This is a genomic window from Mesocryomonas lacus (genome assembly GCF_055730105.2).
This window is the reverse complement of the sequence record NZ_JBUZWF020000002.1, coordinates 436,561-459,163: the sequence shown is the minus strand read 5'-3', so window position 1 is coordinate 459,163 and position 22,603 is coordinate 436,561. Positions and strand designations below refer to the sequence as shown.

Genomic DNA, 22,603 nt, shown 5'->3' with positions numbered 1-22,603 from the left:
CCCGATACCGATGAGCATACTCGCAACCACGCAGCGCCGCGGCATACCCAGCTATCCCGCGAAAACGATCATCGCCGCCATGGCCGGCGCCTGTTTCCTCGCGGGATTTGTCGCCGATCTCGCTTTTCTCGGGAGTTCCGACCCGGCCTGGGCGATCCATGCCGCTTGGCTTGTTCTCGCAGGTTCGGTCGCCAGCGGTTTTGCGGTGATGGCAGCTTTCATCAGCGCCGCCCGGCAGCGCGGCGAACGGCAGCGGCAAAGCTGGACAGGGCTTCTTGGATTTTGCACCGTATGGGGATTGTCGGTGGCGAGTGCTTTCGTCCACAGCAACGGGGTGGCGAGCTACCCTTCGGGACTGGCGCTCTCGGCGCTGGTCGCAGCGTTCGTGATGGCGATGGGCAGGGCTGAGTGGCAAGCGGTTCGCGGCGCCTATTCCGACGCTTGACGCATCACATCTGAACAGAGCGGCGCCGAAAGAACTACCGACTTAAAGAAGGCCTGCCCGGTTTAACGACCGAGCAGGTCTTTTTTCGTCAGGCCGCCTTGTTGACGTAGGGGGTCAGCCAGTCGCCGAGGCTTTGGCGGGTGAAGGGCTTGTAGATGAAGCCGGTGCACCCGGCCCGCTTGAGCCGCGTCATCAGGCCAAGATTGGCGTCGACGAGACAGGCGAGGACCACGGGCTTGGCGCCTTGCGGCATGGCCCGGACAGACTTGACGAAGGTTTCTGCCGGCACGTCGGACAGGTTGCCCGAAACGATGATGATGTCGGGCAATTCGCCTTGGCCAAGGATTTCCATCGCCTCGGCGCCCGAAGCGGCGTTCGCCACCGTGAAGTCCAGCTGGAAGATGATCCGGGTCGCGACCTTCCGGATGACACTGGACTCGTCGATGATCAGGCAGGTCTGCATCGCTCACTCCCGGAGGGGCGACGGATGCGAGGCGTCCGCCGGCTTTCCCCGAGAGCTAACCTATCATGTTTGCGTTATCGTTAGAGAGCACGGGTAAGATTGAGTGAATGCCCGCCTTTTCCGGTGCCGAGGGGGCAGCCTCAAGGCTCAGGCTTCAGCGGTGACCGGTTGCGGGGTCGCCGTGACGCTGACGGCATCCGTGTCCTCGACCTCGGCGATCGCCTTCGGGCCGACGGTAAAGGTCGCGGTATCGTCGGTCTGCGTCAGCTCGACCGTCAAGCCGAGCTCCTGGGCCAAGAGAAGCGTGTAGTAAGGCTGGACGCCATGCGCGTCGATCGGCTCGGTTACCGGTTCGTCCGAGAGGAGTGCGCGGAACTTCGCTGGCACCCGCAACGGCGTGCCGATCGCCTGCAGCGTAAATTTCGGTTCAGGCGTCAGCTGGGTGATGTCGACACGCACCTCGCGGCCGCGCGGGACCGAGGCATTGGCGATCACGACGAGATTGAGGATCAGCTTGGCGATGTTCTTGGCGACATAGGCCCGCTCCCCGCTCCAGCTGAGCGCCGCCCGCTCGAACCCCATCAGGCCTTCCGCCACCTGCTTGGCATCGCCGAGATCGATCTGGGCGGCCGAGGATCCGGACGCGCCATAGGCGATGCGGGCGAACTGCAGCTTGGCCACCGCACTCTTGGTGGAGTTGCGCACCAGGGCCATGGACTCCTCGTCGCCCGGCATTTCGTCGAGCAGCTCGAGGCCGCTCTGCACGGCGCCGACCGGCGAAATGATATCGTGGCAGAGCTTGCTGGCGAGAAGCGCGGCAAGGTCGGGCGCCGATACGTGAGGGAGATCCGTCATCGTTGATCCGTTCGAAATGCTGAAAGAGTGGGGTCGTGCGTGGAACGCGAATCACCGTCCCTGGCGTTCGCGGCCAGAATGAGTCCGTGGTCCCCCGCAGTCAATGCGCGAGGCCAGTGCGCGCCATCCGAAGGGGCGCCGGACTGAAGGCGTTAGCGGTTTGAAAAGCATATTCTGATGAGATGCGGGGAAACGGGCCCCTGCGGCTCCGACGTGTCTTCGGCATCACGCTTTGCGGATGCCTTGCGGGTCCCGCACGACCGAAAGATCGAGAGGAAACCGACATGCATCGCTTTTTTCACAAGATGAGCGGGCTGGTTGTTCTGGCGGTCGCCGCTGCCACGCTCAGCGTCGGCGCCGCGTCCCCGGCCCTGTCCCAGCAGCAGCAGCCGCAAAGTGGCGGCTACCAGATGGAAGAGATCGTCGCCGAGGGGCACCGCTTCTTCGGCTCCACCTCGGGTGGCCTCGCGAGCGTCGTCGAGAAGGCGTTCAAGACCTACGGACTGCCGAATGGCTACATCCTGGGCGAAGAGGCCTCTGGTGCCTTCATCGCCGGCCTGCGCTTCGGCGAGGGCACCCTGTTCACCAAGAATGCCGGCGAGCACCGGCTGTTCTGGCAAGGTCCCTCGCTCGGCCTCGATGCCGGCGGCGACGGGGCGCGGACGATGATGCTGGTCTACAATCTGCCGTCGGTCGAAGGCGTCTACGGCCGCTTCGGCGGCGTCACCGGCAGTGCCTACCTCGTCGGCGGCGTCGGCATGACGCTGCTCACCCGCGACGACGTGATGATCGTGCCGGTCAAGACCGGCCTTGGTGCACGACTCGGCGTCAACCTCGGCTACCTCAAGATCACGCCGATGCCGACCTGGAACCCGTTCTGATCCATCAGAACAGGAGAAGGGCCTCGGCCAAGCCGGCGCGAGCAGAGACGGCTCGTCGTCTTCTGTCGGGCGGACGTATCATTTTTCCAGCCAATGATCGGACCGGGCGAACCGGCCTCCGAACCGTTCCGGTTTGTCCTGAGGTGTTGTAGGTTCATGGCCTTACGGTCGCCCGCCGGCGCCATTGCCCAACGACATTTGCCTCAGCTTCTCCAGGATTTCGATGATCGCCACCGTCCTGACGTTCCTTTTCGGCGTGCTCGTGACCCTTCTGGTGGCGATCCTCGTCATGCCGCTGGTGTGGCGAAAGGCGCAGAGCCTGGCGCGGCGCGACTTCGAGGCGACGATCCCGACCTCGGCCAATGAAATTCGCGCCGGCTATGACCGCGTTCGCGCCGAAGCCGCGATGTCGGTCCGGCGTCAGGAAATCCTGGCGGCCCGCGCCAACGAGAAGTCCGCCCGCACCCAGGCCGAGCTCGGACGCGGCACGGTGGAAAACGTCGAGCTGTTGAAGCGTGTCCGCGGCCTGACCGCCACGATCGAACAGCGGGACTCCGAGATCACCGGCCTGTCCGCCGAGGCGGCGCGGCTGTCGGCCGAGCACGAGACGCTCTCCACCCAGCTCGCCGCGGTCCAGGCAGAGGCCGCCACCACCGCCGAAGAACTCGCAACGCTCGCCGACCGCTTCGACGAACTCGGCGAGATCGCCGAGGAGCGCAAGATCCAGCTGATCGCTGCCGAGGCAAAGCTCGACCGGTTTGCCGATGATGACCGCGCTCTCCAACGGGGCGAGCGCGAGGCGCAGTCCGCGATCGACCGGCTACACGACGAGGTAACCTCGGCCCAGCGCAGTTTTGCCGAGGAGAAGGCGGCGGCCGCAGCGCTCCGCGTCAAGCTCGACGCCAAGATCGGCGAACTTGCCGACCGCGAAGACGAGATCACCGGCTTGAAGCAGCAGATCGCCGACGCGGCCAAGAAGGACGCCGACGCTGCGTCAGCAGCCTTGCCGCAGGCGGCGGGCACCGGCTCTGCCGGGCAGCGCTTGCGGGCAGCGCTCGAGCGTCAGAACGGCCGAGCGGACGTCACCTCGGCCAGTCCCGCCGAGATTGGCGACGCGATTTCAGACCTTGCCGCCCGCGTCATCCGCATGGTGGCGGTGTCGGAGGGACCGACATCGCCGCTGGCCCCCTTGATGAAAACCGATACCGCGCCCGCCCGCCCTGGCCCGCGGACGCTGGCCGAGCGGGTAGCCTTGCTGACGGATCCCGAGGCGCGGGGCGCAGCCGCGGCCGTTCAGCCAGAGCCCGCGCGGCCGGCATAGATCCGGTGAAGGGCGATGGCGGCCGAGGTCGCGACATTGAGGCTGTCGAAGCCCGGCGCCATGTCGATCCGCACCGTCTCCATCGCCTGCATCAGCGAAACCGGCAGGCCCTCCCCTTCCGTGCCCAAGAACAGCGCGGTCGCCCCGGGACGCTCCAGCGCTTCGGCGCCGAGCTGCCCGCCGGGCGATAGCGCGACACAGCGGAAGCCGGCCGCGACCAATTGCTCAGCCGCGGCCGCCCCCGTCGCCACCCGCCGATAGGGGACGGTGAAGACGCTGCCGACGGAGACGCGGATCGCCTTGCGGTAGAGCGGGTCGCACGAGGCGTCGTCAACGAGCACCATGCCGGCGCCGAAGGCTGCGGCATTGCGGAAAATCGCCCCCATATTGTCGTGGTTGGATATTCCGACCGCCACCACGACGCAGCCGCCGGCCGCGGCCAGGCGGCGAAGCGTTCCGTCGTCCTCGCCGGCATCCGGGAAGCGCTGCTCGCCGTGAGCGAGCACGCCGCGGTGGACGGGAAAACCGGCAATGCCGTCGAAGGTCGCGCGATCGGTGACGTGAACCGGGGTCGAGGCGGGCAGGCGCGCCAGCAGCGGCTTCAGCCCCTCCAGCCGGTTTTCCAGAATGAGAAGGCGAGTAGCGGCAAAGCGTGGCGATTCGATCAGCTGGCCGATCACCACCGTTCCCTCGGCGATGAAGCCGTTGCGCCCGACAAGATCGCGCTCTCGCACGTCGCGAAAGACCGAGACGCGCGGGTCGTCCGGGTCGGTTACGCGCAGATATCGCTCGTCCATCGCTCGCTTTCGAAAAGTGGCTGCCCGTCGCCGCGTCAGGGCCCGGCGTGGCCGTACGACAGTTTCGGGTAACCGCCCGGCCGCAGCATGACGGCCATGCGACCGGCGGCTTCACGAAATGCGTTCTGCCGCGTGACAAAGTGTCCGCACGGCGCGGACGAAAGTCTTTACTTATCAGGTGAATCAGAAGAACCAAGTCGCATGCGCCATCGTCTCATCCTTGCCGGCCTGATCATCACGAGCCTCAGCGGCTGCTCCGGCATGAACGCCCCGAAGATCGATCTCTCGGGCATGGCGTTGCCGCGTTTCGAGCTGTTTCGCTATGGCGTGCCGGAAACCAGCGTGGCGACGACCCCCTACACGCTGACGCCGGTGCAGCTGGCCGACGTGAAGGCGCAGTTCTCCGCCGAATTCGAGGATGGGCGGACGCTGGAGTTCGGCCCGGTCTCGGCGCGGCGCCAGTCTTCGGGCGACCTGGTAATCTGCGGTCTCGTCAACATCAACGAGGCCAGCGGCTCGGCGTCGGGGATGACGCTGTTCGACGGCAGCGGCAAGCCGAACACCGCAGATGGCACCCTCGCCTTCAAGGCTCGCCGCGTAGCCGGTGCCAATGCGAAGGCGATCGACATCTACAGCGCCTGCCGCGACGCCGGCGTGCTCTAGAACCAATAAGACGGAGCGTCCTTTGTACGTCCTCCAGGACGTACGGCGCTCTGAGGCCGGATACGCCGGATGCTCGCCACCGCCCTTGCAGCACGATGACCAAGGCCACCGAGCGCATGTCGCAACCGGTGGCCTTTCCTGTTTCAAATGCGTGAGGCTGCCGTATCAGCGGCAAGCGCGGGCGGTCAGAATTCCTCCCAGCCGTCCTGGGCCGGCACCGCCTTGACGGCGGCGCCGCCGCTCCCGGTCTGACGCATCTGGACGACCCTTCCGCTGTCCCGGGCAACCGGCGCGCGCAGTGCCGCGGCCTGCCGTCTGGCGGGTGCCGAATGGCTGGTCCGGAACTGCTGGACGAGGCCGGCGAGCTCCGTCGTCTCGGTCGACAGGTTCTGTGCCGCGGCGGTGGTCTCCTCGACCATGGCCGCATTCTGCTGGGTCACCTTGTCCATCTGGTCGGCGGCGACCGAGACTTCGCGCAGGCTCACCGCCTGCTCGCGTGCCTTGGTGGCGATGCCGGCGACGGCGCCGGCCATTTCCGCCACTTGCGTCACGATCTCGTCGAGTGATTTTCCGGACGCCGTCACCAGCGCGACGCCCTGCTCGACCTGGCTGCGCGAGGTGGAGATCAGCGTCTTGATCTCCCTGGCGGCATCGGCCGAGCGCTGGGCGAGGCCCCGCACCTCCTGGGCGACGACGGCAAAGCCCCTGCCCGCCTCGCCGGCCCGCGCCGCCTCGACGCCGGCATTGAGCGCCAGAAGATTGGTCTGGAAGGCGATCTCGTCGATCACCCCGATGATCTTGCCGATCCTGTCGGAGGAGGTCTCGATCTGGTTCATCGCCTCGACCGCGCGCCCGACGACCTCGCCGCCACGTTCGGCATTCTGCTGCGCGGTGGCGGCGGTCGCCTGCGCCTTTTCCGCGCTCGTCGCTGCCTCGTTGACCGAGCGCGTCACCTCGCTGAGCGCCGCGACCGTCTGTTCGAGGCTCGCCGCCTGCTGCTCGGTGCGCTGGGCAAGGTCCCCGGACGCTACGGAAATCTCGTTGAGGCCGATCCGGATGACGCCGACGGCACCAACGACGGACCCGATCGTCGTCTCCAGCTTGCCGACGCTTTCGTTGAAGGTCGCGCGGATCGGCTCGAACTCGGGCGCCACCGCCTGATCCATGCGCACGGTGAGATCGCCGTCCGAGAGGGCCGCAAAGCCGCGCTCGACCGCCTGGACGAAGAGCCTGAGGTTATCGGCCTTGGCGTGGTCGACGGCCTTCTGCTCGTCCTGCCGCGCCGCCTGGGAGCGCTGCGCGATAACCGCCGCCTCCTCGAGTCGGATCTTTTCGAGCGCCGCCAGCTTGAAGCTCTCGACTGCCCTTGCCATCTCGCCCACTTCGTCGCGGCGATGGGTCGAGGGAACGTCGAGTTGCGTGTCGCCGCCGGCAAGGCCGCGCATCGCCTGTGTCATCTGCGTGATCGGCCGGCCGACGGATCGGGCGAGGAGCAGCCCGAGACCGATCGCCAGAAGTCCCTCGAAAACCGCGCTGCCGGCGAGAACCTTCACCGCCGTCGCTTCGGCTTCATCGGAGGCGGCGACCCGTCCGGCGACGATGGATTTCTGGGCCTCAGCGATGGACACAAGGATCGCTTCGCCGTCGCCGAGCCCGATCTTGCCGGTCATGGCCAGGGCTTGCTTGCGCTTGGTAGGCTCCCGCCAGAGCGCCATCTGCGGCTCGGCTTGCTCCTTCTGCCATTTCGCCACGAATTCCTGAAGCTGCGAAATGCGCTCGCGCTGCTCCGGCAGGACCGTCTCCTGCGTGAAGCGATCCGCCTTGGCCACGAAATCCGTCTGCGCCGTCTGGTAGGCGGCGACGAAAGTCTCGTCACCGGTCAGAAGGAAGCCCCGGACCGCGCTCTGCTGCTCGAGCATGGACTTCGACAGGTGCTCGACCTCGGCCGAGAGGAGCATGCTGTTGCGGTTCGCGTCGTCCAGCGCGGCGACGGCCTGGATCTTCTGGTAGACGAGGCCGGTGGCGACGCTCGACATCACAAAAATGGTCGCGAAAGCGATCAGCAGCTTCCGAGAGATGCGAAGGTTCTGGAAGGACATGGACTCTGCTTTCAGGTATGCGGGGGCATGCCTGAAACATAAGTCGCGGCTAATAAAATCCCGTTAAGGTTGATGCTTCTTTGACGCCGCCCTTCCATCGACAAACCAAGCGCGCCGGGGAGGCCCACAGTGCCCACCAAGCAGTCGCAAGGCGGACAAGAGCAGTCGCCGGACGAGCGGGACAGCGCGGAGAAACCCGAAGGTGGATGGCGTCCTGGCGACTTATAGCCGGTTCAGAAGAACTCGGTATCGCCTTCGTCCTCGACCTCAACCGTGGCTTCAGGCGCATCTTCGAGGCGGCGACGGAGCTCGCCGAGGGTGATCAGCTGCAGCGCTTGCGTCGGGTTGAGCGTCAGGTCCACTGGCGACGCCATGGCGAGGCAAGCGGTGAACTCCGAGAGGTTGGCTAGGATTTGCTGGGTGTGGTCGATGCTCTGCGTGGCACGGATATAGTCGGCATCGTTCAGGCGGGCCGCCACATCGTCGGAGAAGGCGAGATGGTGGAAATCATCCGTCGCATCGGCCAGCGCGTGCAGCTCGTACGAAAGGCGGGCGAGGATCGAGGAAACTTGCGTTTGCGACATGGGAGCGGTCCTGGTCGGAAGGGGAGCAGACACTAGAAGAGTTCGAGGTCGCCGCCGGATTGCTGGACACGAACCGGCGGTGCCGGCAGCGCTGCGGATTTTTCGAGCAGAATCTGCCGAGCTCGGCCAGTGTGCGGCCAGTATTCCAGCCGCCGGCCGTTCTCGCCGCCGACATTGCCCCCGGTGTAGGTAATGCCCTCCATATCCAGGAACTGCTTGGCGAAGGCCGCGTTCTTCGCGCCGATGTCGGACAGGCCGCCGACCGTGCGGGCGCCGCCGAAGAGCTTCGCCTCGAGCCGCTCGCGCCGGGCTCCGAGCTTCAGCAGGCCGTTGATCAAAAGCTCCATGAGGTAGAGCCCGTAGCTCTCCGAGCGCGACTGGCCATGCCCCTCACCGCCACCCGGCAGCAGGAAGTGGTTCATGCCGCCGACGCCGGCGATCGGATCGCGGATGCAAGCCGAGACGCAGGAGCCGAGAAGCGTGGTGAGGACGAGATCCTCGCCGCGGCCCCATTTGGCCTCGCCTTGAATGATGTGCAGGCGTCTTCTTGGTAAGGCGTCAGTCACTGGAGTCTCCCCAGCACGGTTTCGAGGGTCTTCAAGAGCACGGGAGCCGTCAGCGGCTTGATCAGGAAGTTGTTTGCCCCAAGGGCGGCCGCCTTCTGAACCAGCTCGCGGTCGCCGCGACCGGTCAGGATGAAGAACGGGGTCTTCTTGGTCGCGGGAAAGGCGCGGATCGCCTTCAAGAGCTGCAGGCCATCGAGCTTGGGCATGTTGAAGTCGGAGATCACGACATGGCTCGGCGCGGTCATCATCATCTTCAAAGCCTCCTCGCCATCGGCAGCGAAGGCGATCTGACGAATTCCGATCTGGTCCAGCGCGTCGTTGATCAGCATGCGGCTGGTCCTTTGGTCGTCGACCACGAGAACTTTGAGCTGTGCCTTGAAAGCCATGGCTGGCTCCTTTGCATTCTAGAATTGAAGGGTGTCAGACAAGCTCTCGGCATGACGTGCCCGAACTGCAGAAAAAGGTTGCTCGCTTATCCGAATGTTTCCCGCGCGACGTCGCGCAAGGCTACCTGCTGGGCGGCGGCGCCAATGTCGAAGGCAACCCGCGGCATGCCATAGACGAGCGAGGTCGCCTCGTCCTGGGCCATGGTCCGCGCGCCGCGCTCGCGCATGCGCAGAAGTCCTTCGGCACCGTCCCGGCCCATTCCCGTCAGAATGATGCCAGTGGCGCGTCCGTCGAAATTGTCGGCGATCGAGTGGAAGAGACGGTCGACCGACGGCCGGTGCCCGGTCATCGGGTCTTCCTGATCGAGCTGCAGCCGCTGACCGCGGCGCCCCTGAACGGTCATGTGCAGGCCGCCGGGCGCGATGTAGACATGGCCGGCCTTCAGCTCCTCGCCATCCTTCGCCTCGCCGACGCTAGCCCGGCAGATCTTGTCGAGCCGGGCCGAGAACGAGGTGGTGAACGCGGCCGGCAGATGCTGGACGATCAGCGTCGGCGGACAGGCCGCCGGGAAATCCGAAAGCACCTGGATCAGCGCCTCGACGCCGCCGGTCGACGACCCGATGGCCACGAGATCCGGCCAGCGGGCGTTGTGGACAGCGTCGGGCCGCTGCAAATGCGGCGCCTTCATCTGCGCGTGCTGCTGGGCCATGCGGCGCTTCGACTTCGCCGCTTCCTTGATCAGCCCCGGCAGGTGGTCCAGCGTGTTGCCGCCGGCGCCGCTGGGCTTCGAGATGCAGTCGAAGGCGCCGATCTCGAGCGCGCGCAAGGTAGCGCCCGCCCCCGGCTGGGTCAGGTTCGAGACCATGATCACGGGTGTCGGCCGCAACCGCATGATCTTTTCGAGGAATTCGAGGCCATTCATCTTCGGCATCTCGATGTCGAGCGTCACGACATCGGGATCCAGCGCCTTGATCATGTCGCGGGCCTCGACCGGGCTCGCCGCCTCGCCGACCACCTCGATCGCGGCGTCCTGAATGAGCGCATGCTTCAGCAAGGCGCGCATTGTGCGCGAATCGTCTACGATAAGCACCTTGACCGGGATCATGCCACCTCTCCCTCGAGCCGGCGGTAGGAAGTCGTGCCCTCGTAGACGAGGTGTTTGGTCGCGGCTCCCGTCAGCCGCTCGGAATGGCCCATGAACAGGAACCCCTGCGGATGCAGCTGCTGGCAGAAGCGGTGCCAGATTTTCTCGCGCGTCGGCTGGTCGAAGTAGATCGTGACATTGCGGCAGAAAATGGCGTCGAAGCCGCCCCGCATCGGCCAGGCGCCGATCAGGTTGAGCTCGCGGAAAGAGACGAGCTCACGCATCGGGTCGGTGACCTCGAGGCCGCCTTGCGCCGGCCGGAACCAGCGCTGCTGCATCGGCCGCGGCACCGGCTCCAGCGCGTTCTCGTCGTAGATGCCGGCGCGGCCGAAGGCGACGACGTTGGGATCGATATCGGAAGCAAGGATCTTGATGTCGCGCTCGGCGGCATCCGGCATCATCGACAGGATGGTGAGGGCGATGGAGTACGGCTCGTGGCCGTTCGAGCAGCCGGCCGACCAGATCCGAACCCGCCCGCCCCGCTTGGCGGCGTCGAGCAGCGGCGGCAGGACCTGGGCCTTCAGGAACTCGAAATGGTGCTTCTCACGGAAGAAATGCGTGACGTTGGTGGTCAGGGCCGCCAGCATGGTCATCCGCTCGCTGGCACCCTCCGTGCCGGCGATGTAGCCGCAATATTCCTTGAAGCTGCCGAGGCCGAGCGCCCGCAGCCGCTTGGCGAGACGCGAATAGACGAGATCACGCTTGGCCGGCACGAGCAGGATGCCGGAATCGTCGTGCAGGATCTTGGCGATGGTCGCAAAATCGCTTTCCGACAGGATGTACTCGTTCGAGCCGCCGCGGGGGCTGGCTTCGGCTCGCTCTGCTTCTGGTCTGGCCATCGGGGCGCCCTTGCGCGAAGTTCAGGCGTCGCCGGGTCGAACCGGACGACGCACCTTGAAGAAGTCAGTGTCAGGCGGCGAGTTCGGTCTGTGGCAGAACCGAGTCGACCGCGATCATCGAGATCATCCGCCCCTCGAAGGCCATGACCCCGCGCACGAAGCTGCGGGCGATCTCGGAGGCGACGTCCGGCGTCGCCTGCAAAAGATCGTCGGTGACGGTCAGGATGTCCGACACCGCGTCGACGAGGAGGCCAACCAGCTGACGGTCGATCCGCACCACGATGACGACCGAACGGGCGGTCGGCACCGTCGGGCCGAAACCGAGGCGGGCGGCGAGGTCGACGATCGGCAGCACCGTGCCGCGCAGGTTGATAACGCCGACCACGAAATTCGGGGCGTGCGGCAGCGGGGTCGCCGCCGCGAAGCCGCGGATTTCGCGCACCGTGATGATGTCGACGCAGAATTCCTGCTCGCCGATCCGGAAGGCGATGAGCTCGCGCATGCCGGCATTTTCGCTATGACTGTTCATGGTCACTCCGCTGCCTGAAGGTTGTTTGAAAAGAAGCTCGCCTCGAAACGCGAGGTGGCAGTGACGGCGTCGACGTCGAGGATGAGGGCCACCCGCCCGTCGCCCATGATCGTGGCGGCCGCGACGCCCGGCACATGGCCGTAATTGGCCTCGAGGCTCTTGATCACGACTTGGCGCTGGCCTTGGATGCCATCGAGCAGGAGCGCCGATCGGCTGCCGTTCTCGGCTTCGACGAGGATCGCGACACCGGTCATCGCGTCGGTTGCGCCGTCGCGGTAGCCGAGCTGCTGGGCGACGTCGATCAGCGGCAGGAAGCTGTCACGCACCGAGATCAGCCGCTGGTCGCTGCCAAAGCCGCGCACGTCGCTCGCCTTCGGCTTCAGCGTCTCGATAATGGCGGTGAGCGGCACCACCAGGGTCTGGGTGCCCGCGGAGACGATCATGCCGTCGAGCACGGCCAGCGTCAGCGGCAGGCTCATCGAGAAAATCGAGCCCTCGCCGGGCTTGGAGGCGATGGAAACACGGCCGCCGAGGGCCTGGATCGAGCGCTTGACCACGTCCATGCCGACGCCGCGGCCCGACAGCTCGGACACTTCCTCCTTGGTAGAGAAGCCCGGCAGGAAGATCAGGTTGTCCGTCTCCTCGTCGGTCAGCGCCGCGTCCGGCGGGATCAGGCCCTTCTTGATGGCGATGTCGCGGACAACCGGACGGTTGATGCCGGCGCCGTCATCGGAGATCTCGATGACGATGCGGCCCGAACGGTGCATGGCGGCGACGCGGACCGTGCCTTCCTCCGGCTTGCCGGCGGCCAAACGCTTGGCCGGCAGTTCGAGGCCGTGGTCGATGGCGTTGCGGATCATGTGCGTCAGCGGATCCGACAGACGCTCGATGACCGTCTTGTCGACCTCGGTGCCTTCGCCTTCGGTCACCAGCTTGACCATCTTCTTGGTCGCGTCGGCGACCTCCCGCACGAGGCGCGGCAGGCGCTGGAACACCGATTTCACCGGCTGGGCGCGGATCGCCATGACGCTGTCCTGGATCTCGCGGGTCAGCTGCTCCAGTTCGTCCAGGCCGACGGCGACATCGGTGGCGCGGGCAAGCCCGGCCAGCGTCACCCGCTGCGAGAGCATGACCTGGTGGATCACCAGCTCGCCGACGAGGTCGATCAGCCGGTCGACGCGCTCGAGATCGACGCGGATGGTGGCGCCCGGCTGGGCACCGCCACCCTCGCCGGATGCAGCCGCGGGCGCCGCCGCCGCGGCGGGCTTGGCTGCCTTCTGGGCGGCCGGTTCCTCGGCCTTCACTACGGCAGGCTTTGCGGCAGCGGGCTTGGCCGCCGCCGGGGCCGGCGGGGCTTCCGGATCCTCGGCACCGCCGCCGGCCATGAGGCGGGCGAGAAGCGCCGCGGTCTCGGCGTCGACCGCCTCGTTGCCGCCATCGTCATCCGGGCCTTCCGGGTTCTCGGTGATCAGCGCCTCGATGTTGAGGGCGCAATCGAACTCGGCGAACTCGAAGATTTCGCGGACCGCGTCCTCGCCGACATCCGTGTTCAGCGTGACCGTCCAGGACAGAAAGGCGCTTTCCGGATCGAGGTCGCTGAGGAGCGGGGTTTCCGACGTGTCGCACTCGATGTCGATCGCGCCGAGCGCGGCGAGCTCGCGGATCAGCCGGGCGCTCTCGTTCGCCTTCGCGTACATGTCGGGTGTCGGCTTGAACGTGATGCGGAAGCCGGCCAGCGTGCCGCCCATCAGATCGTCGAAGTCGATCGCCACGGGGACGAAATCGAACCCGTCCATGCCGTCCCCGTCGCCATCGGGGAAGAGCGCGCTCTCGTCTTCTTCCACCGGCTCGGGCACGGCGGCCATACGGGCGCTGGCGGCGCCGGGCACCAGGTCTTTCAGTTCAGCGACAAGAACCTTAGTGCGCGCCGCATCGACCGAACCGCCATCGCGGGCGACGGTGATGAGGTCGGCGAGCACGTCGGCGGCGCGCAGCATGATCTTGACGACGTCGTTCGTCGCCTCCAGCCGGTCCGAGCGAACCTCGTCCAGCGTCGTTTCGAAGATGTGGGCGAAGTGGACGAGATCGTTCAGGTTGAATGCACCCGCCCCGCCCTTGACCGAGTGAACGGCGCGGAAAACCGCGTTGACGGTGTCGGAATCGGCCTCACCGTTCTCCATGGCCAACAGGCCGATTTCCAGTTCACCCAGCTGCTCGACGCATTCCTCAAAGAATGTCGCCCGGATTTCCGCCATCGCGTCCATCGCTCAGTCCTCTTTAGCCAGCTCTCTTGGCCGCGCCGGTCGGCGGGTCGGCCATTCCCGCCGCACGGACGGGATGGTTACGGATGCGGTTTCAAACCTGTCTCGCCGTAGCGAGCGTCAGGCCGCGACGCGCCGAATGGCGTCGACAAGCTTGACGGGGTCGAAGGGCTTGACGATCCAGCCGGTGGCGCCGGCCTTGCGGGCACGGGCCTTCTTCTCGACGTCGCTTTCGGTCGACAGGACAAGGATCGGGATCACCCGGCGGGCCTGCTCGCTGCGCACTTCCTCGATGAACGTCAGTCCGTCCATGCGGGGCATGTTGACGTCGGTGATGATCACGTCCGGGCGGTCCATGCCGTCGAGCACCTCGAGGCCGTGCACGCCGTCCTCGGCCTGCACCACGTTGAAGCCGCTGTCCTCGAGCGCCCGGCGCAGCATCTCGCGCATGGTACGGGAATCATCGACCGTCAGAATGGTCATTTTCATTGTGAAATCTCCTTGTCGAGCAAGCTGTCGAGGCTCAGGCCGAGCAGCCGGAGGCCGCCCTCGAAACCGGGTGAGGCGTTGGTGATGTGAAGCGGAACCGTGTCCGCCTTCCAGGTGACGACGGCCGAAAGAAGCACCTGCAGGCACTGCCCGCCGAGGCTTTCGACTTTGGAGGCATCGATCTCGAGCGCTTCCCCGCGCAGCCCGAGCAATTGCTCATGCAGCGGTGCAGCGGCGGTCAGATCGAGGCGCGCGGGCAGTTCGACGGCCGCGCCCTTTGACGTGTCGCTCGCCATCAGAAGCCTCCAAGGGCGCTGGCTGGGCGAATGGGGGTGGTGTTCAGGCGCATGAAAAGACCTTTCTTGAGGACTGCGCTTCGAGTGTCTTGGGCGGCGGTAGGATCCCGGGCCGTCATGTCCGGGCCCCGAAAGCCTGGGAGACCCGTCTGTTCAGCTGGTGCACCGGCGACCCCTGGCGGGTATGGGCAGCGTCTCCAAGGCTGAAGCCTTCAAGCAGCACCGTCAGGGAGCGGGCCTCCCCGGCCAGTTCGTTGCTGGCCGCGGTCGACTCCTCGACCATCGCGGCATTCTGCTGCGTGCCCTTGTCGATCGTGCCGACGGCAAGGCTGATCTCCTGCAGGCCAGCTGACTGGCTGCGGGCAGATTCCACGATCGAGGACACATGGCTGTCGACCTCGGCCACCCGCCGGCCGATCGACTCCAGCGCCTCGCCAGTCTGGCTGACGAGCCGGACGCCGGCCTCGACCTGGTGGCCGGAGGTCGAGATCAATTCCTTGATCTCCTTGGCTGCCGTCGCCGAACGCTGGGCAAGGCCGCGCACCTCCTGCGCCACCACGGCAAACCCCCTGCCCGCTTCACCCGCCCGTGCCGCCTCGACGCCGGCGTTGAGCGCCAGGAGATTGGTCTGGAACGAGATCTCGTCGATGACGCCGATGATCTTGCCGATCTCGTCAGACGATGACTCGATGAGGCTCATCGCCGCGATCGCCTCGCCGACGATCAGGCCCGAGCGCTCCGCATCGGCCCGGGTCTTGGCCACGAGACCGCCGGCCTCGTCAGCCCGGTTGCTCGAGAGCTTCAACGTGCCGGCCATCTGGGTCAAAGCCGCCGAGGTTTCCTCGACCGCCGCAGCCTGCTGTTCGGTACGGCGGGCGAGGTCGTCTGCGGCCGAACGGAGCTGGTCGGCACTCGAATGGATCGCCGTGGCGTTCTCGCTGACCGACCGCAGCGCAGCGTTCAGCTTCTCGACGGACTGGTTGAAATTGATCCGCAGCGATTCCAGCGAGGGGATGAATGCCGTATCGAGGCGCTGGTCGAGGTCGCCCTCAGCCAGTCGTCCGAGGGCGACACCGACCGTGTCGACCGCCTTCATCCGGTCCGTCAGATCGGTGGCGAACTTTACCACCTTCGTCACGGCGCCGTTGTCGTCGAGGATCGGGTTGTAGGACGCCTGGATCCAGACCTCGCGACCGCCCTTGCCGAAGCGCTTGAAGTCCGAGGCCTGATACTCGCCATTGCGCAAGGCGGTCCAGAAGGCCGCGTATTCCGGGCTACGCGCATAGGACGGGTCGACGAACATGCTGTGATGCCGCCCGACGATTTCTTCGGCACGATAGCCGAGGGCATCGAGAAAGTTGCCGTTTGCTCCCAAAATGTCGCCGCTCGGGGTGAACTCGATGACGGCCTGGGACCGGCCGAGGGCCGCTAGCTTGCCGGCTTCGTCGAGGGCGATGCGCTTGGCGGCGGTGACGTCGGCGGCGAACTTCACCACCTTGTAGACCTTACCGCGGGCATTGGTGACGGCATTGTAGGAAGCCTCGATCCAGACCGCCTCGCCGCTCTTCGACAACCGCTTGAATTGTCCCGAGACGAACTCGCCCGCCGCCAGCCGCTTCCAGAATTCCTGGTATTTCGCCGAGCTGCCATAGGCCCGATCAACAAACATCGAATGATGCTTACCGGTAATGTCAGCGAGTTCGTAACCAAGGACGTGGCAGAAGTTCTTGTTGGCCGTGAGGATCTTGCCGGTGGGATCGAACTCGATGATCGCGAAGGATTTACCCATGGCGTTCAACACGTCGGCAGCACTGGACTGGAAGAATGAAACCATCTGGGACTCCTACGCCAACTGCGCCGTCCTTTAGCCTGCTAACGATATGCGCTAATCACTAAGACGCTTCTAATTTCTTAGGTGACTAAAATGTTTCGTGGGGTAAGGTCTTCGGTAGTCGTCTGCCGTTGCCTCGACGCGGGCCTTGGCGATGTCGCGACATCGCCCGCTAAACACCGCAGTTTCGGTGATGCCATGCGGCTCTCAGACGTCTTCGGTACTCGATAACCCGACGCGGCGGCGCTGACTGAAGGCTTGAATTGGTGTTTTAGCCGGAAGAGCGCATAAGCACGGTTTACCAAGCAAAGCAGGGAAAACACATGGCCGGCAGGGCAGCATACGAAGACCGCGTCTATACCGTCGTCGAAACCGTCGAACTGGATGGCGGCATCACGCTGACCGCAGGGCAGTATCCCGGACGGCTGCAATGGACTGAATTCGCCCAGCCGGGCGGCGAGCCGCGGATCGTCAGCAAGCGCTTCGTCCTGCCGCTCTCCGGAGAACAGGTTCTCGCGCTCGGCGGCAAACTTGGCCGAACGCAGAAGCTGCGCGAACTCGATGTGACCAAGCTGATCGCGAGCGGCTCGATTACCGTCTGATCCAGCGCGTCCTTGGCGACCCTCGGCTGCAGCCGGGTTGTCGAAGGTCGTAGGTCGGGTGCGCCGAACGCGTCACCCGACGGCGGCGACGGGACGAGCAAGTGGAACCTGGGAGACCGGCCCCGGGTCGGAGGGTCGTGGCGTCCGCATTGTCCCCGCCGTCTCGCCGGACCCGCCCTAGAGGCATTTTTAATTTTAGCCGGCTATCTTTGCGGAAGGCCGAACTTGCTTGGCGCGTCCCGACGCGCAGCATCACGCCCGATGACTTCACCCTCTTTCGAGGAGCGAATGGCATGATGTTCACCTCCCTGGCGCGGCGCGTTTCCGTTGCCTCGCTCATCGGCGGAGTTGGCGCCGTCATGGTCGTCGGCCTCGCCATCGTCGTCGGTGTCGCGCTCTATGGCATCAAGACGGTGGGCATCGGCGGTCAGCACTACCGGATGGTGATTGCCGGCAAGGACCTCGTGGCTGACATTCTGCCGCCGCCCGAATACCTGGTCGAGGCCTATCTGCAGATCACTCTCCTGCGGAACGGCAACGGGGACCGCGCGGCCGAGATCGCGCGCCTTGGAAGGCTGCGCAAGGATTTCGACGACCGGCGGGCCTACTGGCAGGCTTCCGACATTCCAGAAGCCCTCAAGACCTCCCTGACCCAGATGTCCGGGGGTGAAGGCGACAAATTCTGGCATGAGACCGAGACGGTGTATCTGCCGGCTTTGAGCCGCGGCGACACGGCGTCGGTGGCGACCTCCTACCAGACCCTCGGCGAAATCTACGACCGGCACCGTGCCGTCATCGATGCCATCGTCACCGACGCCAACGTCTGGGCGTCCGGTGTCGAAGCGGCGGCGACGGCCCAGACGCCGGTGTTGACCTGGCTGGTCGCCACGACGGCGGCCATCCTCCTCATCATAGTCGCCGGGGTCTTCCTGCTGATCCGTCGCACCATCGTGCAGCCCGTCAGCGACGTGGCGGCCTCGCTGTCGCGCCGGGCGGTCTCCTCGCTGCAGGGCGAGATCGCGACCCGGACGCAGTCCAGCCTGGAAGCAAACCTGACCGCGCTCCGGGAAAAGCTGTACGCGCACGGCAAGCCGCACCAGATCGGCGACCAGCTCTACTTCGGCGAATACCTCGTCAACGGGGCCAACGACATCGTCGACGACGTCCAGCGGCTGCATGGCGGCAAGGCGACGGTCTTCCACCGGACGACGCGCGTGGCGACGAATGTTCAGCAGGACGACGGCACGCGGGCCCTCGGCACGACGCTCGCGGCAGGACCAGCGCTAACCGCGATCTTTGAACAGTCGAAAATGTACCGCGGCGACAGCGATATTCTCGGCACGACCTATATCGCGCTTTACGAGCCCATCATCAGCGGAACCGAGGTGATCGGCATTCTCTTCGTCGGCGTTCCCAAGGAGACGCCGGCCGACAGGCTGTCCGAATTGGGCGGTGCGGCAGTGCGCAACGAGATCCTGCAGATGCAGACCGCCCTCGCCGTGCTGGAGAAGGCTATGGCGGCGAAGGACATCTCGGAGAACCAGGCGATGGACCAGCGCTACGGCGCGACCGACAGGGCCCGGCAAGCGACGGCGACCGCCCAGAGCCATGCCGCCGACCAGCGCCTTGTCGTGCAGGCCCTCTCGACCGCGCTGAAGCGCCTCGCCGAGACCGATCTCACCCATAGCATCGACACCGAGTTCCCGGCCGAGTACCGCGACCTGCAGCTGAACTTTTCCGCCGCATCGACGATCCTGCGCGACACCTTGCGCACGATCAGCGACAAGACCTCGACCATCTCGGCGGTCACAGGGCAGATTGCCGAGGCGAACGACGACCTCTCCCGGCGCACGGAGCAGCAGGCGGCCAGCCTAGAGGAGACCGCCGCCGCCCTCGACCAGATCACCGCCAATGTCAGGCGCACGGCGGGCGGCGCGACCAAGGCCAGCGAGATCGTCGCCGCCACGAAGGTCGACGCCGAACGCTCGGGCGAAGTCGCGCGGCAGGCGGTCGGCGCGATGAGCGGCATTCTCGAATCGTCGAAGAAGATCGGCAACATCATCGGCGCGATCGACGAGATCGCCTTCCAAACCAATCTCCTGGCCCTCAATGCCGGCGTCGAGGCTGCGCGGGCGGGCGAAGCCGGGCGCGGCTTTGCCATCGTCGCGCAGGAGGTCCGCGGCCTTGCCCAGCGGTCGGCGCAAGCCGCTAAGGAGATCGAGACGCTGATTGCGGCATCGAGCCTGCATGTCGACGAAGGGGTACGGCTCGTCGGCGAGACCGGCACGCTCCTGGAGCAGATCGTCGGCCGGATCACCGAGATCAGCGGGACGATCGCGACCATCGCGGTGGCCACCAACGAACAGGCGACGGGCCTCGGCGAGGTCAACATCGCCGTCGGCCAGATGGATCAGTTCACCCAGCAGAACGCAGCCATGGCGGAAGAATCCACCGCAGCCGGCCAAGGACTGGCGAAACAGGTGGCGGAGCTGACGGCGCTGATCGGCCGGTTTCGGATCGAGGCGCCCTCGTCATCCGCCGCGCGTGCGCTTGGCACCGCCACGTCAGCCGGTCGCCGCTCGGCCGCCTCCCGGACACCGCGACTCGTCGCCTAGTCCGCAACGGTCGAACATCGCCATTTGGCACGGCTTTCGCGATCACAGCGAAAACGGATACAAAATGCAGAAGCTATTTAGATGGGGGGAACCTGGTACGCCCAAGGGGAATCGAACCCCTGTTTACGCCGTGAGAGGGCGTCGTCCTAACCGCTAGACGATGGGCGCGTGACCAGTGACGCGGATATAGCCAGAGGCTTTCGGGATGGCAACCCCCTTTTTGCCGACCGGAGGATGGGATGTGGAAAAACCCTGAAACTGCGGTCGTCAGGGCGCAGAGATACGGTAGCGGGCGGTGATGATGCCGGTGGCGAGATCGACCCGGACGAGGTCGTCCGCACCACCCGAAAGCCGCAGCAGCGCCTCGCCGCCATCCAGCGCCATGCTCTCGATCCGGCTGCCGGCGGGCAGCTGCAGGGCGATCTCGGCCGTACTGGGAACGGCGCGCGTCTGGTTGATCTTGTAGACAACGGCGCCGAGCACCGCCATAACGCCGATCAGCATGGTCGCCACGGCGACCGCCAGCAGCCGCACCATTTTTCGGCGCAGGCGCTCGGTGGCGGGATCGAGCGGGGCCTCGTCGTCGGGCAGGTCGGTCATATCAGTCGCTTTCTTTCCGTCGCCCCTAATGACCCTTCCGCGCGCGGCCGAAGCGGGCGCGGGTCATCGGGGCCGCACAACTGTCCCGCCATGTCGGAGGATTTCATCGTTACCGGTCCTACAATCCCCGAAGATGCGGAAGCAAGCAGCTTCACCGTCGATGCCGCCTCGAGCGGGCTGAGACTCGATCAGTTTCTCAGTGCGCAGTTTCCGGGCGTGCTCTCGCGCAGCCGTATCCAGGCACTGATCGAGGCCGGCGATGTGACGGTCGGCGGAGCCCCGGCGCGCGTCACCAAGCGCAAGGTGGCGGAGGGCGACGTCGTCGAGATGCTGGTGCCGGAAGCGGTCGATGCCGACCCGCTGCCGGAGAACATTCCGCTCTCGATCCTCTATGAGGACAAAAGCTTCGTCGTCGTCGACAAGCCGTCGGGGCTGGTCGTGCATCCCGGCCCCGGCAACTGGACGGGCACGCTGGTCAACGCCCTCCTCCACCATTGCGGCGACAGCCTCTCGGGCATTGGCGGAGTGAAGCGCCCGGGCATCGTCCACCGGCTCGACAAGGACACGACCGGCGTCATGGTGGTCGCCAAGACCGACATCGCGCACCGCTCGCTCGCCGAGCAGTTCGCCGCGCACGGCCGCGACGGGCGGATGCAGCGGGCCTACCGGGCGCTGGTCTGGGGCGCGCCCCTTCGCCGCAGCGGGTCGATCGAGGCCGCGCTCGGCCGGTCGAACACCGATCGCACCAAGCGCACCGTCGTCGCCGCCGACCGGCCGGACGCCCGCGAGGCGATCACCCATTTCGACGTCATCGCCCGCTCGTCGCCCGGCGAGGATACGCTGGCCTCGCTGGTCGAATGCCGGCTGGAGACCGGCCGAACGCACCAGATCCGCGTGCACATGGCCCATATCGGCCACCCGCTGATCGGCGACGAGACCTATGGGGGCGGGTTCATGACCAAGGTGAACAAGCTGGAGCCATCGGAGCGTACCGTCGTCGAGGCTTTCGGGCGCCAAGCCCTGCATGCCTTCCAGCTGGGCTTCGAGCATCCGGTCACCGGGGAACCGATGCTGTTCGAAAGCGATATCCCTCTGGACATGCGCAATCTCGCCTCGGCCCTTGGGATGACGGTTTAATCCCGATGCCCTGCCAAGGCGTCTTCGGCCTTTGGACTAGCAAATGCGCACGATCATGTGAAAGGGACTGGCGGTTTTATACCGACCGGTCTATTTAAGAAGTCACGCCGTATTTCAGGCGCGAACTTTTGCGATGTCATGAGGACATCGAGTTGGCCGGGATCGGCGGTGACGCGGTCCAGGGCACGGTCGGCCTCAGAAGAGGCGGCCGGTCACGTCAAGGAGGGTGCAGTTTCATGGCCCAGTCCAATCTGCCGAGCATAGCCTCGGGCGAAGGCGGTCTCAGCCGCTACCTCGAAGAAATCCGCAAGTTCCCCATGCTGGAACCGCAGGAAGAGTACATGCTCGCCAAGCGCTATGCCGAGCATGATGACCGCAAGGCCGCCCACCGCCTCGTGACCAGCCATCTGCGCCTGGTGGCGAAGATCGCCATGGGCTATCGCGGCTACGGCCTGCCGATCGGCGAAGTCGTTTCGGAAGGCAATGTCGGCCTGATGCAGGCGGTCAAGCGTTTCGACGCCGAGCGCGGCTTCCGCCTGGCGACCTACGCGATGTGGTGGATCAAGGCCTCGATCCAGGAATACATCCTGCGCTCGTGGAGCCTCGTGAAGATGGGGACGACCGCCAACCAGAAGCGGCTGTTCTTCAACCTCCGCAAGATGAAGTCGAAGATCCAGGCGCTGGAGGAAGGCGACCTGAAGCCTGATCAGGTGGCGCACATCGCGACGCAGCTCGGTGTCAGCGAGGAGGAGGTCATCTCGATGAACCGCCGCCTCTCCGGCGACGCCTCGCTGAACGCGCCGATCCGCGCGACCGAGGGCGAGTCCGGCGAGTGGCAGGATTGGCTGGTCGACCAGTCCGAGAGCCAGGAAGCGATGCTCGTCGAGCAGGACGAACTCGACCAGCGGCGCAGCATGCTGCACCGCGCAATGGACGTCCTCAACGACCGCGAGCGCCGCATTTTCGAAGCGCGGCGGCTGTCGGAAGATCCGCTGACGCTTGAGGCCCTGTCGGACGAGTTCGACATCAGCCGCGAGCGCGTGCGCCAGATCGAGGTGCGCGCCTTCGAGAAGGTGCAGAAGGCGGTGAAGGACACCGCCGAGGCCGCCCAGCGGCAGCTGCGGGTCCTCGAGCCGGCCTGATCGGCCTCCATCCGACGACAGATACTGAAAAGGCCCCGATCTTCGGGGCCTTTTCTT

General features: G+C 65.8%; 23 protein-coding genes and 1 tRNA gene. 8 read left to right on the top strand and 16 right to left on the bottom strand.

All coding sequences use genetic code 11. The features are described 5' to 3' along the window. The first annotated feature begins 10 nt into the window (after window positions 1-10). The gene (locus tag ACZLZQ_RS07225; protein ID WP_472948771.1) at window positions 11-445 is read left to right on the top strand and encodes a DUF2231 domain-containing protein; all 435 of its coding nucleotides are present in this window, start codon (window positions 11-13) and stop codon (window positions 443-445) included. An 88-nt stretch (window positions 446-533) separates the two neighbouring features. On the opposite strand, the gene ACZLZQ_RS07220 is transcribed toward ACZLZQ_RS07225, so the two are convergent. Together ACZLZQ_RS07220 and chpT are read right to left on the bottom strand one after the other, a co-directional pair. Further along, complete coding sequence (locus ACZLZQ_RS07220; protein ID WP_472933690.1) at window positions 534-908, bottom strand: response regulator; 375 nt, start codon at window positions 906-908, stop codon at window positions 534-536. A gap of 147 nt (window positions 909-1,055) precedes the next feature. Beyond that, window positions 1,056-1,763: a histidine phosphotransferase ChpT gene (gene chpT / locus ACZLZQ_RS07215; RefSeq protein ID WP_472933691.1), complete on the bottom strand. Its 708-nt coding sequence runs from the start codon at window positions 1,761-1,763 to the stop codon at window positions 1,056-1,058. Between the two features lie 284 nt (window positions 1,764-2,047). Here chpT and ACZLZQ_RS07210 point away from each other — a divergent pair, with 284 nt between their 5' ends. Together ACZLZQ_RS07210 and ACZLZQ_RS07205 are read left to right on the top strand one after the other, a co-directional pair. After that, complete coding sequence (locus tag ACZLZQ_RS07210; RefSeq protein WP_472948770.1) at window positions 2,048-2,644, top strand: DUF1134 domain-containing protein; 597 nt, start codon at window positions 2,048-2,050, stop codon at window positions 2,642-2,644. Between the two features lie 223 nt (window positions 2,645-2,867). Further along, window positions 2,868-3,965, top strand: a complete 1,098-nt coding sequence (locus ACZLZQ_RS07205) for a coiled-coil domain-containing protein (protein ID WP_472948769.1) — start codon at window positions 2,868-2,870, stop codon at window positions 3,963-3,965. On the opposite strand, the gene ACZLZQ_RS07200 is transcribed toward ACZLZQ_RS07205, so the two are convergent. Continuing rightward, complete coding sequence (locus tag ACZLZQ_RS07200) at window positions 3,938-4,762, bottom strand: TrmH family RNA methyltransferase (protein ID WP_472948768.1); 825 nt, start codon at window positions 4,760-4,762, stop codon at window positions 3,938-3,940. The genes ACZLZQ_RS07205 and ACZLZQ_RS07200 overlap by 28 nt on opposite strands. Window positions 4,763-4,963: 201 nt before the next feature. Here ACZLZQ_RS07200 and ACZLZQ_RS07195 point away from each other — a divergent pair, with 201 nt between their 5' ends. Next, on the top strand, window positions 4,964-5,425 hold the full coding sequence (locus tag ACZLZQ_RS07195) for a hypothetical protein (protein WP_472933695.1): 462 nt from the start codon (window positions 4,964-4,966) through the stop codon (window positions 5,423-5,425). Window positions 5,426-5,610: 185 nt separating this feature from the next. On the opposite strand, the gene ACZLZQ_RS07190 is transcribed toward ACZLZQ_RS07195, so the two are convergent. From ACZLZQ_RS07190 to ACZLZQ_RS07140, 11 genes are all read right to left on the bottom strand, one after another. Further along, complete coding sequence (locus ACZLZQ_RS07190; protein ID WP_472948767.1) at window positions 5,611-7,524, bottom strand: methyl-accepting chemotaxis protein; 1,914 nt, start codon at window positions 7,522-7,524, stop codon at window positions 5,611-5,613. Window positions 7,525-7,757: 233 nt separating this feature from the next. Next, window positions 7,758-8,108, bottom strand: a complete 351-nt coding sequence (locus ACZLZQ_RS07185; RefSeq protein ID WP_472933697.1) for a DUF8776 family protein — start codon at window positions 8,106-8,108, stop codon at window positions 7,758-7,760. Window positions 8,109-8,140: 32 nt separating this feature from the next. Beyond that, complete coding sequence (locus ACZLZQ_RS07180; RefSeq protein WP_472948766.1) at window positions 8,141-8,674, bottom strand: chemotaxis protein CheD; 534 nt, start codon at window positions 8,672-8,674, stop codon at window positions 8,141-8,143. Further along, a complete protein-coding gene (locus tag ACZLZQ_RS07175; RefSeq protein WP_472933699.1) occupies window positions 8,671-9,060 on the bottom strand; it encodes a response regulator in 390 nt (129 codons plus the stop codon). Before ACZLZQ_RS07175 ends, ACZLZQ_RS07180 begins: the two co-directional genes overlap by 4 nt. Window positions 9,061-9,146: 86 nt before the next feature. Then, a complete protein-coding gene (locus ACZLZQ_RS07170) occupies window positions 9,147-10,166 on the bottom strand; it encodes a protein-glutamate methylesterase/protein-glutamine glutaminase (RefSeq protein ID WP_472948765.1) in 1,020 nt (339 codons plus the stop codon). After that, window positions 10,163-11,044, bottom strand: coding sequence for a CheR family methyltransferase (locus ACZLZQ_RS07165; protein ID WP_472948764.1), 882 nt, complete (start codon window positions 11,042-11,044; stop codon window positions 10,163-10,165). The genes ACZLZQ_RS07170 and ACZLZQ_RS07165 overlap by 4 nt, the downstream gene beginning before the upstream one ends. Window positions 11,045-11,114: 70 nt before the next feature. Next, window positions 11,115-11,573, bottom strand: coding sequence for a chemotaxis protein CheW (locus ACZLZQ_RS07160; protein WP_472933702.1), 459 nt, complete (start codon window positions 11,571-11,573; stop codon window positions 11,115-11,117). Between the two features lie 2 nt (window positions 11,574-11,575). Then, on the bottom strand, window positions 11,576-13,837 hold the full coding sequence (locus ACZLZQ_RS07155) for a chemotaxis protein CheA (protein ID WP_472933703.1): 2,262 nt from the start codon (window positions 13,835-13,837) through the stop codon (window positions 11,576-11,578). A gap of 117 nt (window positions 13,838-13,954) precedes the next feature. Beyond that, a complete protein-coding gene (locus ACZLZQ_RS07150) occupies window positions 13,955-14,323 on the bottom strand; it encodes a response regulator (RefSeq protein ID WP_472933704.1) in 369 nt (122 codons plus the stop codon). Then, window positions 14,320-14,619 (bottom strand): STAS domain-containing protein, encoded by a 300-nt coding sequence (locus tag ACZLZQ_RS07145; protein WP_472933705.1) that lies wholly within the window; start codon window positions 14,617-14,619, stop codon window positions 14,320-14,322. Before ACZLZQ_RS07145 ends, ACZLZQ_RS07150 begins: the two co-directional genes overlap by 4 nt. 115 nt (window positions 14,620-14,734) lie before the next feature. Beyond that, window positions 14,735-16,453 (bottom strand): methyl-accepting chemotaxis protein, encoded by a 1,719-nt coding sequence (locus tag ACZLZQ_RS07140; RefSeq protein ID WP_472948763.1) that lies wholly within the window; start codon window positions 16,451-16,453, stop codon window positions 14,735-14,737. Between the two features lie 320 nt (window positions 16,454-16,773). Between ACZLZQ_RS07140 and ACZLZQ_RS07135 the strand changes: the two genes are divergently transcribed. Next, window positions 16,774-17,052 (top strand): hypothetical protein, encoded by a 279-nt coding sequence (locus ACZLZQ_RS07135; protein ID WP_472933706.1) that lies wholly within the window; start codon window positions 16,774-16,776, stop codon window positions 17,050-17,052. Window positions 17,053-17,345: 293 nt separating this feature from the next. Further along, the gene (locus tag ACZLZQ_RS07130; RefSeq protein ID WP_472948762.1) at window positions 17,346-19,667 is read left to right on the top strand and encodes a methyl-accepting chemotaxis protein; all 2,322 of its coding nucleotides are present in this window, start codon (window positions 17,346-17,348) and stop codon (window positions 19,665-19,667) included. 93 nt (window positions 19,668-19,760) lie between these two features. Here ACZLZQ_RS07130 and ACZLZQ_RS07125 read toward each other — a convergent pair. Together ACZLZQ_RS07125 and ACZLZQ_RS07120 are read right to left on the bottom strand one after the other, a co-directional pair. Beyond that, window positions 19,761-19,835, bottom strand: a tRNA-Glu gene (locus ACZLZQ_RS07125). Between the two features lie 99 nt (window positions 19,836-19,934). Continuing rightward, window positions 19,935-20,267, bottom strand: coding sequence for a fimbrial protein (locus ACZLZQ_RS07120; protein WP_472933708.1), 333 nt, complete (start codon window positions 20,265-20,267; stop codon window positions 19,935-19,937). 90 nt (window positions 20,268-20,357) lie between these two features. On the opposite strand from ACZLZQ_RS07120, the gene ACZLZQ_RS07115 reads away from it, so the two are divergent. Together ACZLZQ_RS07115 and rpoH are read left to right on the top strand one after the other, a co-directional pair. Beyond that, the gene (locus ACZLZQ_RS07115) at window positions 20,358-21,404 is read left to right on the top strand and encodes an RluA family pseudouridine synthase (protein WP_472948761.1); all 1,047 of its coding nucleotides are present in this window, start codon (window positions 20,358-20,360) and stop codon (window positions 21,402-21,404) included. A gap of 236 nt (window positions 21,405-21,640) precedes the next feature. Continuing rightward, window positions 21,641-22,546: an RNA polymerase sigma factor RpoH gene (rpoH, locus tag ACZLZQ_RS07110; protein ID WP_472933710.1), complete on the top strand. Its 906-nt coding sequence runs from the start codon at window positions 21,641-21,643 to the stop codon at window positions 22,544-22,546. Window positions 22,547-22,603: the final 57 nt, after the last annotated feature.